Origin of the sequence: Kineococcus terrestris (assembly GCF_041020755.1) — a bacterium.
GTDB classification, from domain to species: domain Bacteria; phylum Actinomycetota; class Actinomycetes; order Actinomycetales; family Kineococcaceae; genus Kineococcus; species Kineococcus terrestris.
The window spans coordinates 93,479-111,166 of the sequence record NZ_JBEUEI010000010.1 but is presented as its reverse complement, the minus strand read 5'-3'; the positions used below and the strand labels follow the sequence as shown (position 1 = coordinate 111,166).

Sequence of the window (17,688 nt, the reverse complement as noted above, 5' to 3'; positions counted from 1 at the left end):
GGGGAGAACACCCTGCGCCCGACGGGTGCTCGCCCCCGCACGCGGTGTGTGCGGGCTCACACCGTCGGGCCAGCGGGCGGCCGACCGGCCCCGGCGACGTGACAGGCTGTGCTCAAGGTTGGGCCGAACGGGCCCGAGACACCGGGCAGAACCACCCGGCCCGCGACCCACGGAAGGTCCCCATGCGCCTGCGTCCCCGCCCGCTCGCCGCCGCGGCTGCCCTCGCGCTCAGCGCCGGCCTCGCGGTCGGGAGCGCCGCGCCCGCCTCCGCCGCCGTCACCCCCAGCCGCATCGCCGGCCCCGACCGCGTCGGCACCGCCATCGCCGCGGCCACCCCCACCTTCTCCGGCGGCCGCGCCGCCGCCGTCGTCCTGGCCCGCCAGGACACCTTCGCCGACTCCCTGGCCGCCGCGCCGCTGGCCTCCGACCGCGGCGGGCCGCTGCTGCTGACGCCGAGCGACCGGCTGCCCGACGCCGTGGCCCGCTCGATCCGCGACGTCCTGCGCGCCGGCGGCACCGTGTTCCTCCTCGGCGGCCAGAACGCCCTGTCCGCGCAGGTGGAGTCCGCCGTGCGCGCCCTGCCCGGCGTCGGCACCGTGCGCCGCGTCGCCGGCGCCGACCGCTACGCCACCGCCGTCGAGGTCGCCAAGCTCCTGCCCGGCAGCAGCGACGTCGCCCTCGTCACCGGCCGCAACTTCCCCGACGGCCTGTCCGCCGGCGCCCTCATGGGCGTCGTCGGCGCCGGCTCCTCCCGCGCCCTCGGCGTCGTCCTGCTCACCGACGACGGCGTCGTGCCCGCCGTGACCCGCGACCACCTCGCCCAGCGCCGCACCCCCGACAGCGTCGTCGTCGCCGTCGGCGGCCAAGCCGTGCGCGCCGCCTCCGCCGCCGGGCTGCCCGGCGTCGTGCCGCTGGCCGGCAACGACCGCTACGAGACCTCCGCGGCCGTCGCGCAGCTGTTCGCGTCGAACTCCTACTTCGAGGACTCCACCACCGTCGTCGGCATCGCCACCGGCGAGAACTGGCCCGACGCCCTCGCCGGCTCCGCGCTCCTGGCCTACGGCGGCGGCCCGCTCGTCCTCACCGCCCGCGACGGCCTGCCGCCCGCCTCCGCGAACGCCCTGACCGCCCTGCAGCGCGACGCCCGCGGCACCGGCCGGCCCATCGCCGACGCCCTCGTCTTCGGCGGGCCCGGCGTCGTCAGCGACAACGCCGTCAGCCAGGTGGCGGCCGCTCTGCGCTGAGCCGGCGGCGCGCCTCGCCCGGCGGCTCCGCCTCGTCCAGCGCCAGGCGGCGCGTCAGCGCCGTCAGGCGCGCCTCGACCTGGCGCGAGCGGCGGTAGGACTGCACGACGAAGCCGAGGAAGGCGACCACCAGCCCGTACAGCAGCAGGTCGGTGCCCCGGCCCACGCCCACGAGCCCGGCGACGGCCGTCACCGCGCCGGGCACGAGGATGCTGGCCACCGCGAGCACCACCAGCGCGCCCAGCAGCAGCCGGCGCACCGCCTGGTGGCGCTCGCCGGCGCTGGAGCGCACCAGCAGCGCCCCCACGGCCACGACCGCCGCGATGAGCAGCGCCTGGATGACGAGCACCGGACCTCCTCCCGTCCCGCTCAGCCGAGCAGCGTCTCGACGAGGATGTTGACGCTGTTCAGCAGCGACTGCCCCTTCGAGCGCGAGTAGTCGGTGTACAGGACCGTCACCGGGTGCTCGCCCCAGCGCAGGCCGGCGCGGCCCACCTGGGCGACGATCTCGCTGGCGTGCGCCATCCGGTTGTGCCGGATCGCCAGCTGCTGCGCGCCGGTGCGCGAGAACACCCGCAGGCCGTTGTGCGCGTCGGTCAGCCGCACGCCCGTGGAGCGGTTCGTCCACACCACCGCCAGGCGCAGCACCACGCGCCGCAGCCGGTCCAGCTCGGTGCTGCCGTCCAGGAAGCGCGAGCCGAAGACCACGTCGAGGTCCTCGGCGACCAGCCGCGCCACCATCGCCTCCGCGTCCTCGACGCGGTGCTGCCCGTCGGCGTCGAAGGTGACGACCGACGTCGTGGACGGGTCGCGCAGCGCGTAGTCCACACCCGTCTGCAGCGCCGCGCCCTGCCCCAGGTTCACCGCGTGGCGCACCACCACGGCGCCCGCGGCCGCGGCCACCCGCGCCGAGTCGTCCGGGCTGCCGTCGTCGACGCACACCACGTGGTCGAAGCGGGTCCGCAGCCGGCGCACCACGTCGCCCACCACGGCCGCCTCGCGGTACAGCGGGACGACCACCCACGTGCCGGGGTGCCCGTCGCGGACCGGCGCCGGGCCGGACGTGCCCGCGGGGCTCGGCGTGGTCGTCACCGCCCCATCATGACCGCCGCCCCGGTGCTGCGCCGCCACCACCGCGCCCGCGATCGGGGAGGATCGCGCGGGTGAAGTCCCTGCTCGCGACGGTCCGCGCGCTGCTCGCGCTCCTCCCGGCCGGCAGCGGCCGCTTCGTCGTCGCCTACAGCGGCGGCCAGGCCCTCCTGGCCGTCCTCGACGTCGTCGCCCTCGGCCTGCTGGCCCTGCTGCTGCCCGTGGCGGTGCGCGGCGGCGGTGAGCTGGCCGTGCCGCTGCCCGTCGTGGGCGCGGACGTGGACACCGCCACCCTGCTCGGCCTCGTCGTCGTCGTCAGCGTCCTGCTCGTCGCCAAGAGCCTGGCCAGCCTGCTGCTCGTGCGCTGGGGCGTCGTGCGCTTCGCCGCCCACGAGGTGCAGGTGGCCGACCGGCTCGTGCGCGCCCACCTGTCGGCGTCCTGGGCGTACCGCCTGCGCGCCAGCTCCGCCCGAGCCGTGCGCACCGTCGACGAGTCCCTCAACCAGACGTTCAACGGCTTCCTCATGCCGTTCTCCAGCCTCGTCGCCGAGGTCGCCTCCCTCGCCGCGGTCGGCGTCGTGGTGCTCGTCGCGGCCTGGCAGACCGCGGTGGTCGCCGCCGTCTACTTCGCCGCGGTCGCCGTCGTGCTCTACGCCGTCATCGCCCGCCGGGCCGCCGTCGCCGGGCGCACGGCCACCAGCACGAGCGTGGAGACGGTGCGGCTCGTGCAGGAGTCCTTCGCCGCCACCAAGGAGATCACCCTGCGCGGGCGGGCCGGGCAGCTGGCCGCCGTCGCCGCCGGGGTGCGCGAGCGCGGCGCCCGCGCCCGCGGCATGGCGTTCTTCTACTCCGTGGGCCCCCGGTACGTGCTGGAGGCGGCGCTGCTGGGCGGCTTCCTCGTCGTCGGCGCCGTCGCCGTGGCCGCGCAGGGCCTGACGGAGGCCGTCTCGGCGATCGGCCTGTTCGCCGTGGCCGGCTTCCGCGTCGTGCCGTGCCTGACCCGCCTGCAGTCGGTGTTCGCGACCATGCACGCGCACGAGGCCGACGCCCTGGAGGTGCTGCGGGCGCTGCGCGAGACCGGCGCCGCCGAGGGGCCGCCGCCCGTCCTGGACGAGCCCGCCGACGAGAGCGCCACCGGTGAGCCGCTGCCCGCCGGGGCCGTCGGCGTGCGCCTGCGGGGCGTGACCTTCACCTACCCCGGCAGCGGGCGCCCCGCCCTGGACGGCGTCGACCTCGACGTGCCGGCCGGGGCCCGGGTGGCCATCGTGGGCCGCTCCGGCTCGGGCAAGTCCACCCTCGTCGACCTCGTCCTCGGTCTGCTGACCCCCTCGGCGGGACAGGTCCTCGTCGGCGGCCGGGAGCTGGCGCGGGTGGGGGCGGCCTGGCGGCGTCGCGTGGGGTACGTGCCGCAGGAGGTCGCGCTCCTGGACGCCGACGTGGCCCGCAACGTCGCGCTGAGCTGGCGCGACGAGGACGTCGACGTCGAGCGGGTGCGCGAGGTCCTGGCCGCCGCGCAGCTCGCCGACGTCGTCGAGGCCCTGCCGCAGGGGGTGCGCACCCCGCTGGGCGAGCGCGGCCTGCGGCTGTCCGGCGGCCAGCGCCAGCGCCTGGGCGTGGCCCGGGCGCTGTACCCGCGCCCGCACGTGCTCGTCCTGGACGAGGCGACCAGCGCCCTGGACGCGGCCACCGAGGCCGCCGTCACCTCCACCGTCGCCGCGCTGCACCGGGAGGTCACCGTCCTGGTCGTCGCGCACCGGCTGGCGACGGTGCGCGACTGCGACGCCGTCGTCCTGCTGGAGGGGGGCCGGGTCGCGGCGGTGGGCACCTTCGACGAGGTCGTCGACGCCGTGCCGGACTTCGCCGTGCAGGCGCAGCTGTCCGGCCTGCGCTGACGGGCCCGCGCCGACGGGCCCGCGCCGACGGGCCCGCGCCGACGGGCTCGCGCCGGTGGGGCCGCTCAGAGCCCCAGGTCGCGGTGGACGGCGGCGAACCCGGCGGCCACGGCGGCGGGGGAGGAGCGCGCCCGCACCCGCGCCGCGACCAGCGCCGGGTCGGGCGGGTGCGCCGCCGCGGCCTGGACCGCGTCGGCCCAGTCCGCGACCGCGCGCGAGGCCACCAGGTGGGCGCCCGGCCCGGCGAGGTCGGCGGCCCCGCCGCGCGCGCCCAGCACCGCCGGGCGCCCGTGCGCCAGGGCCTCCGCGCCCGCGACGCCGAACGTCTCGTGCCGGCTGGGCAGCAGGAACACGTCGCAGGCGGCCCACTCGCCGGCGAACTCCTCCGGCGCGCGCCGGCCCAGCAGCTCCACCCGCCCGGTGACCCCGAGGGCGGCGGCGCGCTCGCGCACGGCCGCCTCCAGCGGCCCGCCGCCCACCCAGCGCAGCCGCGCGTCCCGGCCGCGGCGGACCAGCTCGGCGACGACCTCGACCGCCAGCAGCGGGTCCTTGACCGGGCGCAGGTTGCCCACCGCGAGCAGCCGCAGCACCGGCCCGGGCTCCGGTGCCGGCGGCACGAGCGGCGGGGCGGGCACGACGTTGCCGACCACGGCGACGCGCCCGTCCCGGCGGAAGGGCCGCACGGCGTCGGCGAGGTAGCCGCTGACGGCCACGACGGCGTCCGGGCGGTCCAGCGCCCGGCGCAGCCCGGCCAGCCGCCGCCACACCGGCCCGGCCGAGGCGGGGTCGGACACCCCCGACCAGTGCTCGGTGTGCACCCAGGGCACCGCCGGCCGCGGGCGCAGCGGCAGCAGCGCCAGCAGGGTCGGGAAGACCTGCGTGTGCAGGACGTCCGCGCCGCGCAGCGCCGCGCGCACCTCCCGCTGCGCGCGCGCCAGCGACGCGGGGGAGCGCCGGTCGAGGTGGACGTGGCGCACGCGCGGGTCCCGCGCCGGGTCGAGCGCCGGGTCGTGCGCCGGGACCGGCCGGGAGGACAGGTGCAGCACCCGCACGTCGTGGTCCAGGCCCAGCGCGGCCGCGTGCCGGGCCACGAACACCCCCTCCACCGGGTCCGCCGCGTGCGGGTACCAGGCGGTGACGAGCGTGACGCGCACCCGCCCAGCCTCCCAGCCGGCCCCCGCCGCGCGGGCTAGGGTGCCGCAGCGTGCCCCCCCTGGTCCGGATCGTCACGCGGACCTACCCGCCCGACGTGGGGGCCGCCCCCTTCCGCCTGCGGGCGCTGGCCCGGGCGCTGACCGCCCGCGGCGCCGGGGTGGAGGTCCTCACCGCCCGCCCGCCCGCGGACCCGCCCGGCGACGAGCCCGCCGACCCGGGCGTGCGGGTGCTGCGCGCGCCGGTGCTGCGCGACGGCGACGGCGCGGTGCGCGGCTACCTGCCCTACCTCAGCTTCGACGTGCCCGCGCTGGCGCGGCAGCTGCGCGGCCGCCGCCCCGACGTCGTCGTGCACGAGCCGCCGCCCACGACGGGCCTGTCCGTGCGCGCCGCCGCCGCCCTGCGCGGGGTGCCCTACGTCTCCTACGTGCCCGACGTGTGGTCCCTGGGCGCCGCCGCCGCCGGCGCGCCCGCTCCCGTGCTGCACGCGCTGCGCGTCGCGGAGGGGACGGCCCTGCGCGGTGCCGCGGCCGTGCTGGCCGTCACCGCCGGGATGGCCGAGGAGGTGCGCCGGGCGGGCGTGGACGCCGCGCGGGTGCACGTCGTGGGCAACGGCGTGGACACCGACGTGTTCGCGCCCGCCGCCGGGACGCCGGGCGCCGGGCCCGGCCTGGTCGCCGTCTACAGCGGGACGATGTCGGAGTGGCAGCGGGCGGAGGTGTTCGTCCGCGCCGTGGCGCTGCTGCGCGCCGAGGGCGTCGACGTGCGCCTGACGATGGTCGGCGCCGGGGTCGACGCCGCCCGCCTGCGCGAGCTGGCCGCGCGCCTGGCGCCGGACGCCGTGCGGCTGCCCGGGCAGGTGCCGGCCCGGCGGGCCGCGGAGCTGCTGGCGGGCGCCGACGTGGCGCTGGCCTCCCTCGTGCCCGGCAGCGGCTACGACCTCATGGCGCCCACCAAGGTGGCCGCCGCCGCGGCCTGCGGGACGCCGGTGCTCTTCGCCGGCGCCGGCGCCGGGCGCGAGGCCGTGCTGGCGGGCGACCTGGGCGCGGTGTGCGCGCACGACCCGGCCGCCGTGGCCGCCGCGCTGCGCTCCTGGCAGCGCCCGGACGCCGCCGCGCGGGCCCGGCTGCGGCAGTGGGCGCTGCGGCACGGCTCGCTGGCCGCGGCCGCCGACCGCGCCGCCGACGTCGTGCTGGCCGCCGCGACCGGTGCGCGCGGGCGCCGGAGCGGCGCGTGACGTGGTGGCAGGCCGCGTCGCCGCAGCTGCTCGGCGTCGTCGTCCTGCTGCTGCCCGGGCTGCTCGTGGGCGCCGCCCTGCGCCTGCGCGGCACGGCCCTGCTGGGCGCGGCGCCGCTGCTGACCGTCACCGTCCTCGCCGGCACGGGCGTCGCCGCCTCCCTCGGCGGCCTGCCGTTCGGGCCGCTGGCCGCGGCCGCCGGGACGGCGGCGGCCGCCGTGGCCGCCGGGACGGCGGGCCTGCTCGTCACCGCCGCCACCCGCCGCGGCCCGGGCGGACGGGCTCCCGCGGACCGGCCGGGGCAGCCGCGGGAGGAGCGCACCGCGCTGGCCGCCGCGGCCGGCGCGGCGGTGGCCGCCGTCCTGGCGCACCTGTCGGTGCAGCGCGGGCTGGGCCGGCCCGACGTCGTCTCCCAGACGTTCGACGCGACCTTCCACCTCAACGCCGTCCGGTGGGTCCTGGACACCGGCGACGCCTCCCCGTGGTCGGTGGCGCGGCTGACCGCGCCCCAGGGCGGCGGCTTCTACCCCAGCGGCTGGCACGCCGTCACCGCGCTGGTGTCCACCCTCGGGCCCTCGCCCGTCGTGGCCGCCAACGTCGTCGTCTGGGTGGTCGCGGGGGTCGTCTGGCCGCTCGGCTGCGCGCTGCTGGTGCGCGCGGTCGTGGGCGCCCGCCCGCTGCTCGTGGCCTCCGGCGCCGTCCTCAGCCAGGCCTTCGTCGCCCTGCCCTGGCTCGTGGACCGTTGGGGCGTGCTGTGGCCGCAGGCGCTGGGCACCACCCTGGCCGCCGCGGTCCTGGGGCTGGCCGCGCTGGCGGCCGGAACCGGCCCGGTGGGCGCCGGCGACCGCGCGCGCGCGGCGCTGGCCGCCGTCGCCGGCGCGGGCGGGTGCGCGCTGGTGCACCCCGGCGCGCTGCTGCTCCTGCTGCCGCTGCTCGCGCTGCTGCTGCTCGTCAGCGCCCTGCCGCAGGCGCTGCTCCCGTGGCGCGCGACGCAGGCCCAGCGGGCCGTGGCCGCGCTGGCGCTCCTGGGCGCCGCGGCGGCCGGCGCCGGGCTGGCGGTGCTGTGGCCGCGCACGGCGTCGGTGCGCTCCGCGGACTGGCCGGCGACGCGGTCGGTGCCGCGGGCGCTGTGGGAGTCGCTGAGCCTGTCCCCGGCCGGGGCGGGCGGCAGCGCCGCGGCCGCCGTCCTCGTCGCGGTGGGCCTGGTGGTGGCCGCCCGGCGCACCGGCTGGCGCTGGCTGGTGGCCGCGCACGTCCTGCTCGTGGCCCTCGACGTCCTGGCCGCCGCCGTCGACGCTCCGCTCAGCCAGCAGCTGACGGGCTTCTGGTACAACGACCGCTTCCGCCTGGCCGCCGCCGTCCCGCTGACGGGGGTGCCGCTGGCGGTGCTCGGGGCGCGGGCCCTCGCGGGCGCGGCGGCGCGCGCCGCCCGCCGCCCGGTCGCGGGGCGGCTGGCCGCGGGCGCGCTGGCCGCGGCGGTGCTGGCGGCGGCCGTGCCGCAGGTGCGCGGCAACGGCGACCAGCTGGGCCTGACCAACGCGCGCGCGGCCGAGTCGCCGCCGCTGTCGCTGGTCGACGAGGCCGAGCAGCGCTTCCTGGAGGACCTGCGCCGCTGGGTGCCGCCGGGCGACGTGGTCGCCGGCACGCCGTGGGACGGCAGCAGCTCCGCCTACGCCCTGTCGGGGGTGCCGGTGCTGTACCCGCACTTCCGGGGGAACCAGCCGCAGGACTGGGCGTTCCTGGCCGACCACCTGCAGGACGCCGGCGTCGACCCGGCGGTGTGCCCGGCGCTGGAGCGCCGCGGCGTGCGCTGGGTGCTGGACGCCGGCGAGCTGTGGGACCCGCCGCTGCTGGCGCCCGCCGGGTACACGGCCTTCCGCGCCTTCCGGGGCCGGCCGGGCTTCGAGCCCGTGGCCGAGGGCGGCGGGGTGACGCTGTACCGGATCACGGCGTGCCGCTGACCCCGGTGGAGGTCCGCCGCCGGCCGCCCGCGGGCGGCTAGGCTCCGGCGGGTCATGACGAAGCAGCCGCAGCCGCCCGCGCCCCCGGTGACCGAGCCGTTCGACCCCTCGAGCGCGACCGTCGTCGTCGTCACCTACGACCGCAGCGCGCTGCTGTCGCGGCTGCTGGACTCGCTGCTGGTGATGGACCCGCCGCCCGGGCGCGTGGTCGTGGTGGACAACGCCTCCACCGACGACACCCCCGCGGTGCTGGACTCCTACGCGGCCCGCTTCGCCGACGCCCTGCCCGGCGGGCTGGTGGTGCACCGCTCGCCGGTCAACACGGGCGGGGCGGGCGGCTTCTCCGAGGGCGTGCGCGTGGCGTGGGAGCTGGGCGCCACCTGGCTGTGGCTGATGGACGACGACGTCGAGGTGGTCCCGGACGCCCTGGGCCGCCTGGGCCGGTGGGCGGAGCGCTTCCGCAGCGTGCAGCCGCGCCGCTACGACTTCGACGGCAGCGAGTTCTACTGGCAGTACCGCCAGTCCACGGCGCTGGGGATCCCCATCCCCTTCGCGCCCGCCGGCTTCGACGCCTCCGGCTTCCGGGACATGAACTCCGGCTGCTTCGAGGGGATGCTCGTGCACCGCGACGTCGTCGCGCGGATCGGCCTGCCGGACCCGCGCTTCTTCATCTACTGGGACGACGCCGTCTACGGCTGGCTGGCCTCGCGGGTGACCCGCTCGGTGATCGTCGACGAGTTCGCGCTGCGCCGCACCCGGGAGATCCGGCAGTGGGACATGGGCGTGCGCCACCTCAACGCCAGCTCCGACCGCTACCGGTACTACATCCTGCGCAACCGCGGGATCATGCGGCACTACTACCGCGCGCACGGCGCCCTGAAGCCGGTGCGCTTCGCGCTGGGCACGCTGCTGACGATCGCCAAGGAGCTGGTGCGCCTGGTGGTGGTCGAGCGCACGGCGCGCGGCACGAGCAACCTGTGGCGGGGCCTGCGCGACGGCCGGCGCATCGCCCGCGACCGCTCCTTCACGACCATGCCGCCGCTCGCGCCTGCTCCGGCGCAGCCGTCCGGGCGGCTACGCTGACGGGCACCATGCCTACGAACAGCGCGCCCGCGAGCACCGCCTCGGCCGACCTCGTCGTCGTCGGCTCGGGCTTCTTCGGCCTCACCGTCGCGCGGCAGTGCGCCGAGCAGCTGGGCCTGAAGGTCCTGGTCCTGGACCGCCGCGACCACATCGGCGGCAACGCCTACTCCTCGCCCGAGCCGCGCACGGGCATCGAGGTGCACCGCTACGGCGCGCACCTGTTCCACACCTCCAACGAGCGGGTGTGGGAGTACTGCAACCGCTTCACCAGGTTCACGAACTACGTCCACCGCGTCTACACGAACTACCGCGGTGAGGTGTACCCGATGCCGGTGAGCCTGGCGACGATCAACCAGTACTTCCGCAAGGCGCTGTCGCCCGCCGAGGCGCGCGCGCTCGTGGCCGAGCAGGCCGGGGAGATCGACACCGCGTCCGCGGACAACTTCGAGGACAAGGCGATCTCGCTGATCGGGCGCCCCCTGTACGAGGCGTTCTTCCGCGGCTACACCGCCAAGCAGTGGCAGACCGACCCGCGCGAGCTGCCCGGGGAGACGGTCACCCGCCTGCCGGTGCGCTGGACGTACGACAACCGCTACTTCAACGACACCCACGAGGGCCTGCCCGTCGACGGGTACACCGCCTGGCTGGAGCGGATGGCCGACCACGAGAACATCGAGGTGCGGCTCGAGACGGACTTCCTGCGCGACGGCGCGCTGTCCAAGGACGCCGTCGTGGGCCAGGTGCCGGTCGTCTACACCGGCCCGGTCGACGAGTACTTCGACCGCGCCGAGGGCGAGCTGACCTGGCGCACGCTCGACTTCGAGCAGGAGGTCCTCGACGTGGGCGACTTCCAGGGCACCCCGGTCATGAACTACGCCGACGAGGACGTGCCCTACACCCGGATCCACGAGTTCCGGCACTTCCACCCCGAGCGCGACTACCCGCGCGACGCCACCGTGGTGATGAAGGAGTTCTCCCGCTTCGCCGCCCGCGGCGACGAGCCGTACTACCCGGTGAACACCCCCGCCGACCGGCAGCGCCTGCTGGCCTACCGCGACCTGGCGCGCGGCGAGCGCGGCGTGCTGTTCGGCGGGCGCCTGGGCACCTACAAGTACCTCGACATGCACATGGCCATCGGCGCCGCGCTGTCGATGGTCGACAACAAGCTGGCCCCGCACTTCCGCGACCGCGCCCCGCTGGTCAGCGGCGGCGTCGCCGGCGACGACACCGACGGGGGGTCGCAGCGGTGAGCACCGTCGTGACGGAACTGCCGGGCGCGACCTGGCGCACGGTCCACCGGGTCGTCATGCCCGTGGACGTCGACGCGGACGACATGCCGCTGTACGTGGACCACTCCGCGGCCGTCGTCACCGGCGCCGAGACCGCCGGGCGGGCGGGGGAGTCCCTGGACGACCTGCCGGCCAGCGCGGCGACCGGCGCCGAGCCCTCGTTCGCGGTGCACCAGGAGGGGCGCAGCGAGAACGTGCGCGGCCGCCGCGGCCTCGTCGTGGACGCCGGCTCGCGGGTGTCCTTCGGCACCTACTTCAACGCCTTCCCCGCCAGCTACTGGCGGCGCTGGACCACCGCCACCGCGGTGCGCCTGAGCGTGGAGCTGGCCGCCCCCGGCACCGTGACGGTCTACAAGTCCAACGCGCGCGGCCTGCGCCAGCGCGTGGCCTCGCGCACCGTCACCGGCGGTGAGCCCTTCACCCTCGACATGTCGCTGGCCGCCTTCGGCGACGGCGGCTGGCTGTGGTTCGACCTGGCCGCCGGCGCGGAGGAGACCCGCCTGGTCTCGGCGCACTGGCAGGTCGACGGCGAGGAGCACGCGCCGTCCTCGACGCTGTCCATCGCGATCACCACCTTCAACCGCCCCGACTACTGCCTGGCGCTGCTGCGCTCCCTGGCGGCGGCCGGCGAGGTGCGCGCCGTGCTGGACGAGGTCCTCGTCATGGACCAGGGCACGCAGCTGGTCGAGGAGGAGAAGGGCTTCGCGGAGGTCGCCGCCGACCTCGGCGCGCAGCTGCGCATCGTCCGCCAGGGCAACCTGGGCGGCTCGGGCGGCTTCTCGCGCGGGATGCGCGAGGTGCTGCGCGAGGGCCGCTCCGACTACGTCCTGCTGCTGGACGACGACATCGTCGTCGAGCCCGAGGGCGTGCTGCGGGCGCTGCAGTTCGCGCAGGCGTGCCGGCGGCCCACGATCGTCGGCGGGCACATGTTCGACATGTTCGACCGCTCCGTCCTGCACTCCCTGGGCGAGCGCGTCGACAAGTACCGCTTCTTCTGGGGCTCGGTCACCGGGGTCAAGGAGCGCCACGACCTGGCCGCGCGCAACCTGCGCTCGACGCCGTGGATGCACAAGCGCGTCGACGTGGACTACAACGGCTGGTGGATGTGCCTCATCCCCACCGAGGTGGTCCGCGAGGTCGGCCTGTCGCTGCCCGTCTTCATCAAGTGGGACGACGCCGAGTACGGCCTGCGCGCCGCCGAGGCCGGCTACTCCACCGTCAGCCTGCCCGGTGCGGCCGTGTGGCACGTGTCGTGGATCGACAAGGACGACGGCACCGACTGGCAGGCGTACTTCCACGAGCGCAACCGGCTCGTGGCCGCCCTGCTGCACTCCCCGTACGGGCACGGCGGCGCCATCTTCCGCGAGAGCGTCTTCACGGACGTCAAGCACCTCATCTCGATGCAGTACTCCACCGAGGCGCTGCGCCTGATGGCCCTGCACGACGTGCTGGAGGGCCCCGAGCACCTGCTGCGGGCGCTGCCCACGCGCACCGCGGAGGTCCGCGCGGCCCGCAAGGAGTACCCCGACGCGGGGACCTCCACCGACGTGGACGCCTTCCCGACCCCGCGGCTGCGCAAGCCGCCGCGCAAGGGCAAGGAGCCCACCGCCCCGCACCGCGCGGTCCTCGTGCCGTGGACGGTGCGGCAGGTGGCCCGCCACCTGTCGGCGCCCGCCCCCGAGGCGCTGGAGCGCCCCGAGCGCCAGGTCGCCGCGATGGACTCCAGCTGGTGGCGCCTGGCCCACTACGACTCCGCGGTCGTCTCCACGGCCGACGGCACCGGCGCCTCCTGGTACCGGCGCGACCCGCGCCGCTTCCGCGACCTGCTGCGCCGCAGCGCCGACGCCCACCAGCAGCTGTGGCGGCGCTGGGACGAGCTGGCGCGCGCCTACCGCGAGGCGCTGCCCGAGGTCACCTCCCCGCAGGGCTGGGACACCGTCTTCGACGCGCACACGACGTCGGTGACGCGGTACGGAGAGGAGCGCTGAGCGGCGTGACCGCGGCCCGTCCCGCGGGCGGCGACGCCGGCGCGGCGGACGGCTTCGTCGTCCCCGGCCGGGGTCGCGGCCTCCTCGACGTCTTCGAGCGCCGCTACCTGCTCAAGCTCCTGGTCCGCAAGGAGCTGCGCGTGCGCTACCAGGGCTCGTTCCTGGGGCTGCTGTGGAGCTACGTCAAGCCCGCCGTGCAGTTCGCGGTCTTCTACTTCGCCCTCGGCGTCTTCCTGCAGCAGCGCGACGTGGTGCAGAACTACGCCGTCTACCTGTTCTCCGGCATCGTCGTCATCAACTTCTTCTCCGAGACGTTCGGCAACGCCACCCGCGCGGTGGTCGCCAACGCGCCGCTGGTGAAGAAGATCTACCTGCCGCGCGAGCTGTTCCCCGTCTCCAGCGCGTGGGTGGCCGGGGTGCACTTCGTCCCGCAGCTGGTGGTGCTGCTGGCCGGCACGCTCGTCGCCGGGTGGCGGCCCACGCCCGTGCAGCTGCTGGCCGGTGTCCTCGGCTTCGTCACGGTGGCGCTGCTGGCGGTGGGGCTGGGCCTGTTCTTCGGCTCGATCAACGTCCTGTTCCGCGACTTCGAGAACATCGTCGACCTCATGCTGCTGGTCGTCACCTGGACCTCGCCGGTCCTGTACACGTGGAACCTCGTGCAGGCGCAGCTGCCGGAGTGGCTGTGGTTCGTCTACCAGCTCAATCCCGTCACCAGCGCCGTGGAGCTGTTCCACCACGCCTTCTGGTTCGGCTCCACCGACGGCGACCCGGCGCTGGTGCCGCCGGACCTGCTCTGGTTCGCGCTGTCCGCGTTCGGCCTGGCCGTCCTCGTGCTGGTCGCGGGCCAGCTGACCTTCCGGCGGCTCGAGGGCCGCTTCGCGCAGGAGCTGTGAGGCCGTGAGCACCCCAGCGGGCACCAGCGCCGGCACGCGCACCACCATCCGCGTCGAGGGCGTCAGCAAGCAGTTCCACCTGCGCCACGACCGCAGCCTGAAGCAGCTGGCGATCTCCGCCTTCCGCGGCAAGGACCTCGGCAACACCTTCTCCGCCCTCGACGGCGTCGACCTCACCGTCGCCGAGGGGGAGGCCGTGGCGCTGCTCGGGCTCAACGGCTCGGGCAAGTCGACCCTGCTCAAGCTCATCTCCGGCGTCATGAGCCCCGACACCGGCCGCGTCCTGGTGCGCGGGCGCATCGCCGGGCTCATCGAGGTCGGCGCCGGCTTCCACCCCGACCTCACCGGCCGGGAGAACGTCTACCTCAACGGCGCCATCCTCGGGATGGACGAGGCGACCATCGGGCGCCGCTTCGACCAGATCGTCGCGTTCAGCGAGATCGAGCGGTTCATCGACACCGAGGTCAAGTTCTACTCCTCCGGCATGTTCCTGCGGCTGGCGTTCGCCGTCGCCGTGCACACGGACCCGGAGATCTTCCTCATCGACGAGATCCTCGCCGTCGGCGACGCGCCCTTCCAGCAGAAGTGCCTGGGGCGCATCCGCGAGCTGCGCGCCGAGGGCCGCACCCTGGTCATCGTCAGCCACGACCTGAACATGGTCGAGGGGCTGTGCGACCGCGGTGTCGTCCTCGAGCGCGGCCGGGTCGTCGCCGACGAGGACATCACCTCCGCCGTCGACCGCCTGCGATGAAGGACCCCATGACGACCGCCCCCGCGCCCGGCACGACCACCGAGCTGCCGCAGGACCCGACCCCCACGACCGCCGAGCTGCGCTTCATGATCGCCGTGCAGCGGCGGCTGTCCGCGCCCGCCGTGGTGCGCACCGCCCAGCTGATGAGCCACGCCGGCGAGCACGCCGCCGTGTGGATCGCCGCCGGCGCGGTGGGCGCGCTGGCCGACCGGCCGCGCCGCCGCGAGTGGGTGGAGGCCACGGCCGCCGTCGTCGCCGCCCACGGCGCCAGCGTCGTCCTCAAGCGGTTCACCCGCCGGCTGCGCCCCTCGCACCCGGACGTCACCGTGCACGCGGGCACCCCCAGCCGCTGGAGCCTGCCCAGCTCGCACGCCACCTCCACCACGGCCGCCGCCGTCGCCTTCGGCCGCCTCGTCGGGCGCGGGCGCCTCGCGCCGCTGGTGCCCGCGATGGCCCTGTCGCGCATCGTCGTCGGCGTGCACTACCCCAGCGACGTCGCGGCCGGCAGCGCGCTGGGCGCCGGGGTCGCCGCCCTGGCCCCGCGGGTCCTGCGGCGGTGGCGGTGAACGCCGTCACCGGGCTGGTCCGCACCGCCCGCCCGCGCCAGTGGGTCAAGAACGTCCTCGTCGTCGCGCCGCTGCTGCCGGCGGGCGCGGCCCAGCTGGACGCCCAGGCGTTCCTCGGCGCGGCCGTCGCCTTCGCCGCGTTCTGCGTCGTGGCCAGCGCCGTCTACCTCGTCAACGACGCCAAGGACGTCGAGGCCGACCGCGCCCACCCGAAGAAGCGGTTCCGGCCCATCGCCTCCGGCGCGGTGTCCCCGGGCGCGGCGTACGCCACCGCCGCCGTCCTGTTCGTCGTGGGCATCGGCGGCTCGGCCCTGTGGGAGCCCGCGCTCGCCGTCGTCATGGCCGTCTACGCCGCCATCCAGCTCGTCTACTGCTTCGGCATGAAGCACGAGCCGGTCGTGGAGCTGGCCAGCGTGGCCTCCGGCTTCCTGCTGCGGGCGCTGGCCGGCGGGGTCGCCGCGGGCATCGAGCTGTCCGAGTGGTTCCTGCTCACCACGGCGTTCGGCTCCCTGTTCATGGCCGCCGGCAAGCGCTACGCCGAGGCCCGCCAGGGCGAGGCGACCGGCCGGGCCGTGCGCAAGGTCGTGCAGAAGTACACGCAGACGTACCTGCGCTTCGTGTGGACGCTGTCGGCCACCGTGCTCGTCACCGCCTACTCGCTGTGGGCGTTCAGCGTCCTGGCCGAGGAGGCGCAGCCGTGGTCGTGGGTGTCGGTCGTGCCGTTCGTGCTGGCCGTCCTGCGCTACGGCGTGGACGTGGACCGCGGGCAGGCGGAGGAGCCGGAGGAGCTCGCGCTGCACGACCGCGTGCTGCTGGGGCTGGCCGCCTCCTGGGTCGTCGTGCTCCTGCTGGCGGTGTACGCGTGAGCGCCTTCGCGGCCATGGCCCGCCACCACCGCGTGCAGGAGGTCTTCCGCTTCCTCGTCACCGGCGGGCTCGCCTACCTCGTCGACGTCGCCGTCTTCAACCTGCTGCTGCTCGTCCTCGACGTGCCGTCGGTGTGGTCGAAGGTCGTCTCCAGCGCCGTCGCGATCCTCGTGGCCTTCCTCGGCTCGCGGTACTACACGTGGCGCGACCGGCGCACCGCCAACCCCGTCCGCGAGTACGCGATGTTCCTGTTCCTCAGCGTGGTGGCCGCCTTCATCCAGGTCGGCTGCCTGTGGGTCTCGCACCACCTCATGGGCTTCACCTCGCCGCTGGCGGATAACATCTCCTCCAACGTCGTCGGCATGGCCCTGGCGACGGTCTTCCGCTTCTTCACCTTCCGCTCGCTCGTCTTCCCCGACCGGTCGTGAGCCCGGCGCGGGCGCCGCGGGCCCCGTGGCTGCGGTGGCTGCGGTGGCTGCCGCTGGTGCTCGCGCTGGCCTGGTCCGGTGTCGTCCTGGCCACCGGGGTCACGACGCAGTGGTGGCAGCCCGGCTACGACCTGGCCGTCTACCGCGACGGCGCGCGCGACCTGCTGGCCGGCGCCGACCTGTACGAGCGGCGCACCGAGCGCGGGCACTCCTTCGTCTACCCGCCGCTGGCGGCGCTGCTGATGGTGCCGCTGCTCCTGCTGCCGCCGGGGGTGGCGCTGCTCGTCTGGGACCTCGTCCTCGTCGTCGCGCTGCTCGCGGGCGGCGGGTGGCTGCTGCGGCTGGCGGGGCTGGACGCGCGGTGGCGCCCGGCGGCGCTGGCGCTCGTCGTCGTCTCCGACCCCTTCCGCGAGTCGCTGGTCCTGGGGCAGATCAGCCCGCTGGTCGTCCTCGCCCTCGTCGCCGGCGTCGTCATCGCCGGGCGCGGCCGCCCGCGCGCCGGGGCGCTGCTGGCCGGGATGGCCGGCGCGGTGAAGGTGACCCCCGCCCTGGTGGTCCTGCTGGGCGCGGCGCGCGGCTGGCGGCGCTTCGCCGGCTGGACCGTCGCGGCGGGGGTGGCGCTGACCGCGGTGGGGGTGGCCGCCTCGCCGTCGGCGCTGCGCTCCTACCTGCTGGGGGCGCTGTGGGACTCCTCGCGCGTCGCGGCGCCGGACACGATCAGCAACAACTCCCTGGCGGGGGCCTTCGCCAGCGCGGGCCTGGGCGACGGCGCCGCCACCGCGCTGGGCGCCGCGCTGTCCGCCGTCCTCGTCGTGGTCCTCGTCGTCCTCGTCGTCCGCGCGCAGCGCCCACCGGCGGCGGCCTGGGCGGGGGAGCGGGCGCTGCACCTGGGGCTCGCGGTGAGCCTGCTGACGTGCCTGGCCAGCCCCGTGACGTGGACGCACCACGCGCTGGCCGCGCCGCTGTCCGCGCTGGCGCTGGCCCGGCACCGGCCGCTGCTTGCGGGACTGGCGGGCATGCCGTGGCTGCTGCCGGTGCTCCAGCAGGCCGACGCCCTCGGCGGCGCCGCCGGTGCCCTGCTGGCGCAGACCCGCCCGCTGTCGCTGCTCCTCCTGCTGGCCCTGACCCTGCACCGCGCCACCACCCCTCCGCCGCCGTGATCACGGACGGGTGCGCGCTCACCCTTGCGTGATCACGGCGGGAGCCGGGGGCGCCGAGGAGGGGGGCGTGGAGCGGGGACGGTCGTGAT

At 76.5% G+C, this 17,688-nt stretch carries 16 protein-coding genes; 13 read left to right on the top strand and 3 right to left on the bottom strand.

Features of this window, described 5'->3' with window-relative positions; translation table 11 throughout:
• The first annotated feature begins 182 nt into the window (after positions 1–182).
• A complete protein-coding gene (locus tag AB8M62_RS08330; protein ID WP_369051994.1) occupies positions 183–1,244 on the top strand; it encodes a cell wall-binding repeat-containing protein in 1,062 nt (353 codons plus the stop codon).
• On the opposite strand, the gene AB8M62_RS08325 is transcribed toward AB8M62_RS08330, so the two are convergent.
• Both AB8M62_RS08325 and AB8M62_RS08320 read right to left on the bottom strand, forming a co-directional pair.
• Positions 1,216–1,593, bottom strand: coding sequence for a DUF2304 domain-containing protein (locus AB8M62_RS08325; protein WP_369051995.1), 378 nt, complete (start codon positions 1,591–1,593; stop codon positions 1,216–1,218). The two genes, AB8M62_RS08330 and AB8M62_RS08325, sit on opposite strands and share 29 nt — an antisense overlap.
• Positions 1,594–1,613: 20 nt before the next feature.
• On the bottom strand, positions 1,614–2,336 hold the full coding sequence (locus tag AB8M62_RS08320; RefSeq protein ID WP_373694888.1) for a glycosyltransferase family 2 protein: 723 nt from the start codon (positions 2,334–2,336) through the stop codon (positions 1,614–1,616).
• A 71-nt stretch (positions 2,337–2,407) separates the two neighbouring features.
• Here AB8M62_RS08320 and AB8M62_RS08315 point away from each other — a divergent pair, with 71 nt between their 5' ends.
• Positions 2,408–4,225, top strand: coding sequence for an ATP-binding cassette domain-containing protein (locus AB8M62_RS08315; protein ID WP_369069206.1), 1,818 nt, complete (start codon positions 2,408–2,410; stop codon positions 4,223–4,225).
• A 65-nt stretch (positions 4,226–4,290) separates the two neighbouring features.
• Here AB8M62_RS08315 and AB8M62_RS08310 read toward each other — a convergent pair whose 3' ends face one another.
• Positions 4,291–5,379, bottom strand: coding sequence for a glycosyltransferase (locus tag AB8M62_RS08310; protein ID WP_369069205.1), 1,089 nt, complete (start codon positions 5,377–5,379; stop codon positions 4,291–4,293).
• Positions 5,380–5,429: 50 nt separating this feature from the next.
• On the opposite strand from AB8M62_RS08310, the gene AB8M62_RS08305 reads away from it, so the two are divergent.
• Genes AB8M62_RS08305 through AB8M62_RS08255 form a run of 11 tightly spaced genes read left to right on the top strand, consistent with a single transcriptional unit; the run spans position 5,430 to position 17,599 of the window.
• A complete protein-coding gene (locus tag AB8M62_RS08305) occupies positions 5,430–6,614 on the top strand; it encodes a glycosyltransferase family 4 protein (protein ID WP_369069203.1) in 1,185 nt (394 codons plus the stop codon).
• Positions 6,611–8,575, top strand: coding sequence for a DUF6541 family protein (locus tag AB8M62_RS08300; RefSeq protein WP_369069202.1), 1,965 nt, complete (start codon positions 6,611–6,613; stop codon positions 8,573–8,575). Before AB8M62_RS08305 ends, AB8M62_RS08300 begins: the two co-directional genes overlap by 4 nt.
• 54 nt (positions 8,576–8,629) lie before the next feature.
• Positions 8,630–9,658 (top strand): glycosyltransferase, encoded by a 1,029-nt coding sequence (locus tag AB8M62_RS08295; protein WP_369052000.1) that lies wholly within the window; start codon positions 8,630–8,632, stop codon positions 9,656–9,658.
• 8 nt (positions 9,659–9,666) lie between these two features.
• Positions 9,667–10,908, top strand: a complete 1,242-nt coding sequence (glf, locus tag AB8M62_RS08290; protein WP_369052001.1) for a UDP-galactopyranose mutase — start codon at positions 9,667–9,669, stop codon at positions 10,906–10,908.
• The gene (locus AB8M62_RS08285) at positions 10,905–12,935 is read left to right on the top strand and encodes a glycosyltransferase (RefSeq protein ID WP_369069201.1); all 2,031 of its coding nucleotides are present in this window, start codon (positions 10,905–10,907) and stop codon (positions 12,933–12,935) included. Before glf ends, AB8M62_RS08285 begins: the two co-directional genes overlap by 4 nt.
• Positions 12,936–12,940: 5 nt before the next feature.
• The gene (locus tag AB8M62_RS08280) at positions 12,941–13,828 is read left to right on the top strand and encodes an ABC transporter permease (RefSeq protein ID WP_369052003.1); all 888 of its coding nucleotides are present in this window, start codon (positions 12,941–12,943) and stop codon (positions 13,826–13,828) included.
• A gap of 4 nt (positions 13,829–13,832) precedes the next feature.
• The gene (locus tag AB8M62_RS08275) at positions 13,833–14,579 is read left to right on the top strand and encodes an ABC transporter ATP-binding protein (protein WP_369052004.1); all 747 of its coding nucleotides are present in this window, start codon (positions 13,833–13,835) and stop codon (positions 14,577–14,579) included.
• Between the two features lie 8 nt (positions 14,580–14,587).
• A complete protein-coding gene (locus tag AB8M62_RS08270; protein WP_369052005.1) occupies positions 14,588–15,145 on the top strand; it encodes a phosphatase PAP2 family protein in 558 nt (185 codons plus the stop codon).
• The gene (locus AB8M62_RS08265) at positions 15,142–16,011 is read left to right on the top strand and encodes a decaprenyl-phosphate phosphoribosyltransferase (protein ID WP_369052006.1); all 870 of its coding nucleotides are present in this window, start codon (positions 15,142–15,144) and stop codon (positions 16,009–16,011) included. Before AB8M62_RS08270 ends, AB8M62_RS08265 begins: the two co-directional genes overlap by 4 nt.
• Positions 16,008–16,439: a GtrA family protein gene (locus AB8M62_RS08260; RefSeq protein ID WP_369052007.1), complete on the top strand. Its 432-nt coding sequence runs from the start codon at positions 16,008–16,010 to the stop codon at positions 16,437–16,439. The genes AB8M62_RS08265 and AB8M62_RS08260 overlap by 4 nt, the downstream gene beginning before the upstream one ends.
• A complete protein-coding gene (locus tag AB8M62_RS08255; RefSeq protein ID WP_369069200.1) occupies positions 16,436–17,599 on the top strand; it encodes a glycosyltransferase family 87 protein in 1,164 nt (387 codons plus the stop codon). The genes AB8M62_RS08260 and AB8M62_RS08255 overlap by 4 nt, the downstream gene beginning before the upstream one ends.
• The last annotated feature ends 89 nt before the right edge of the window (positions 17,600–17,688 follow it).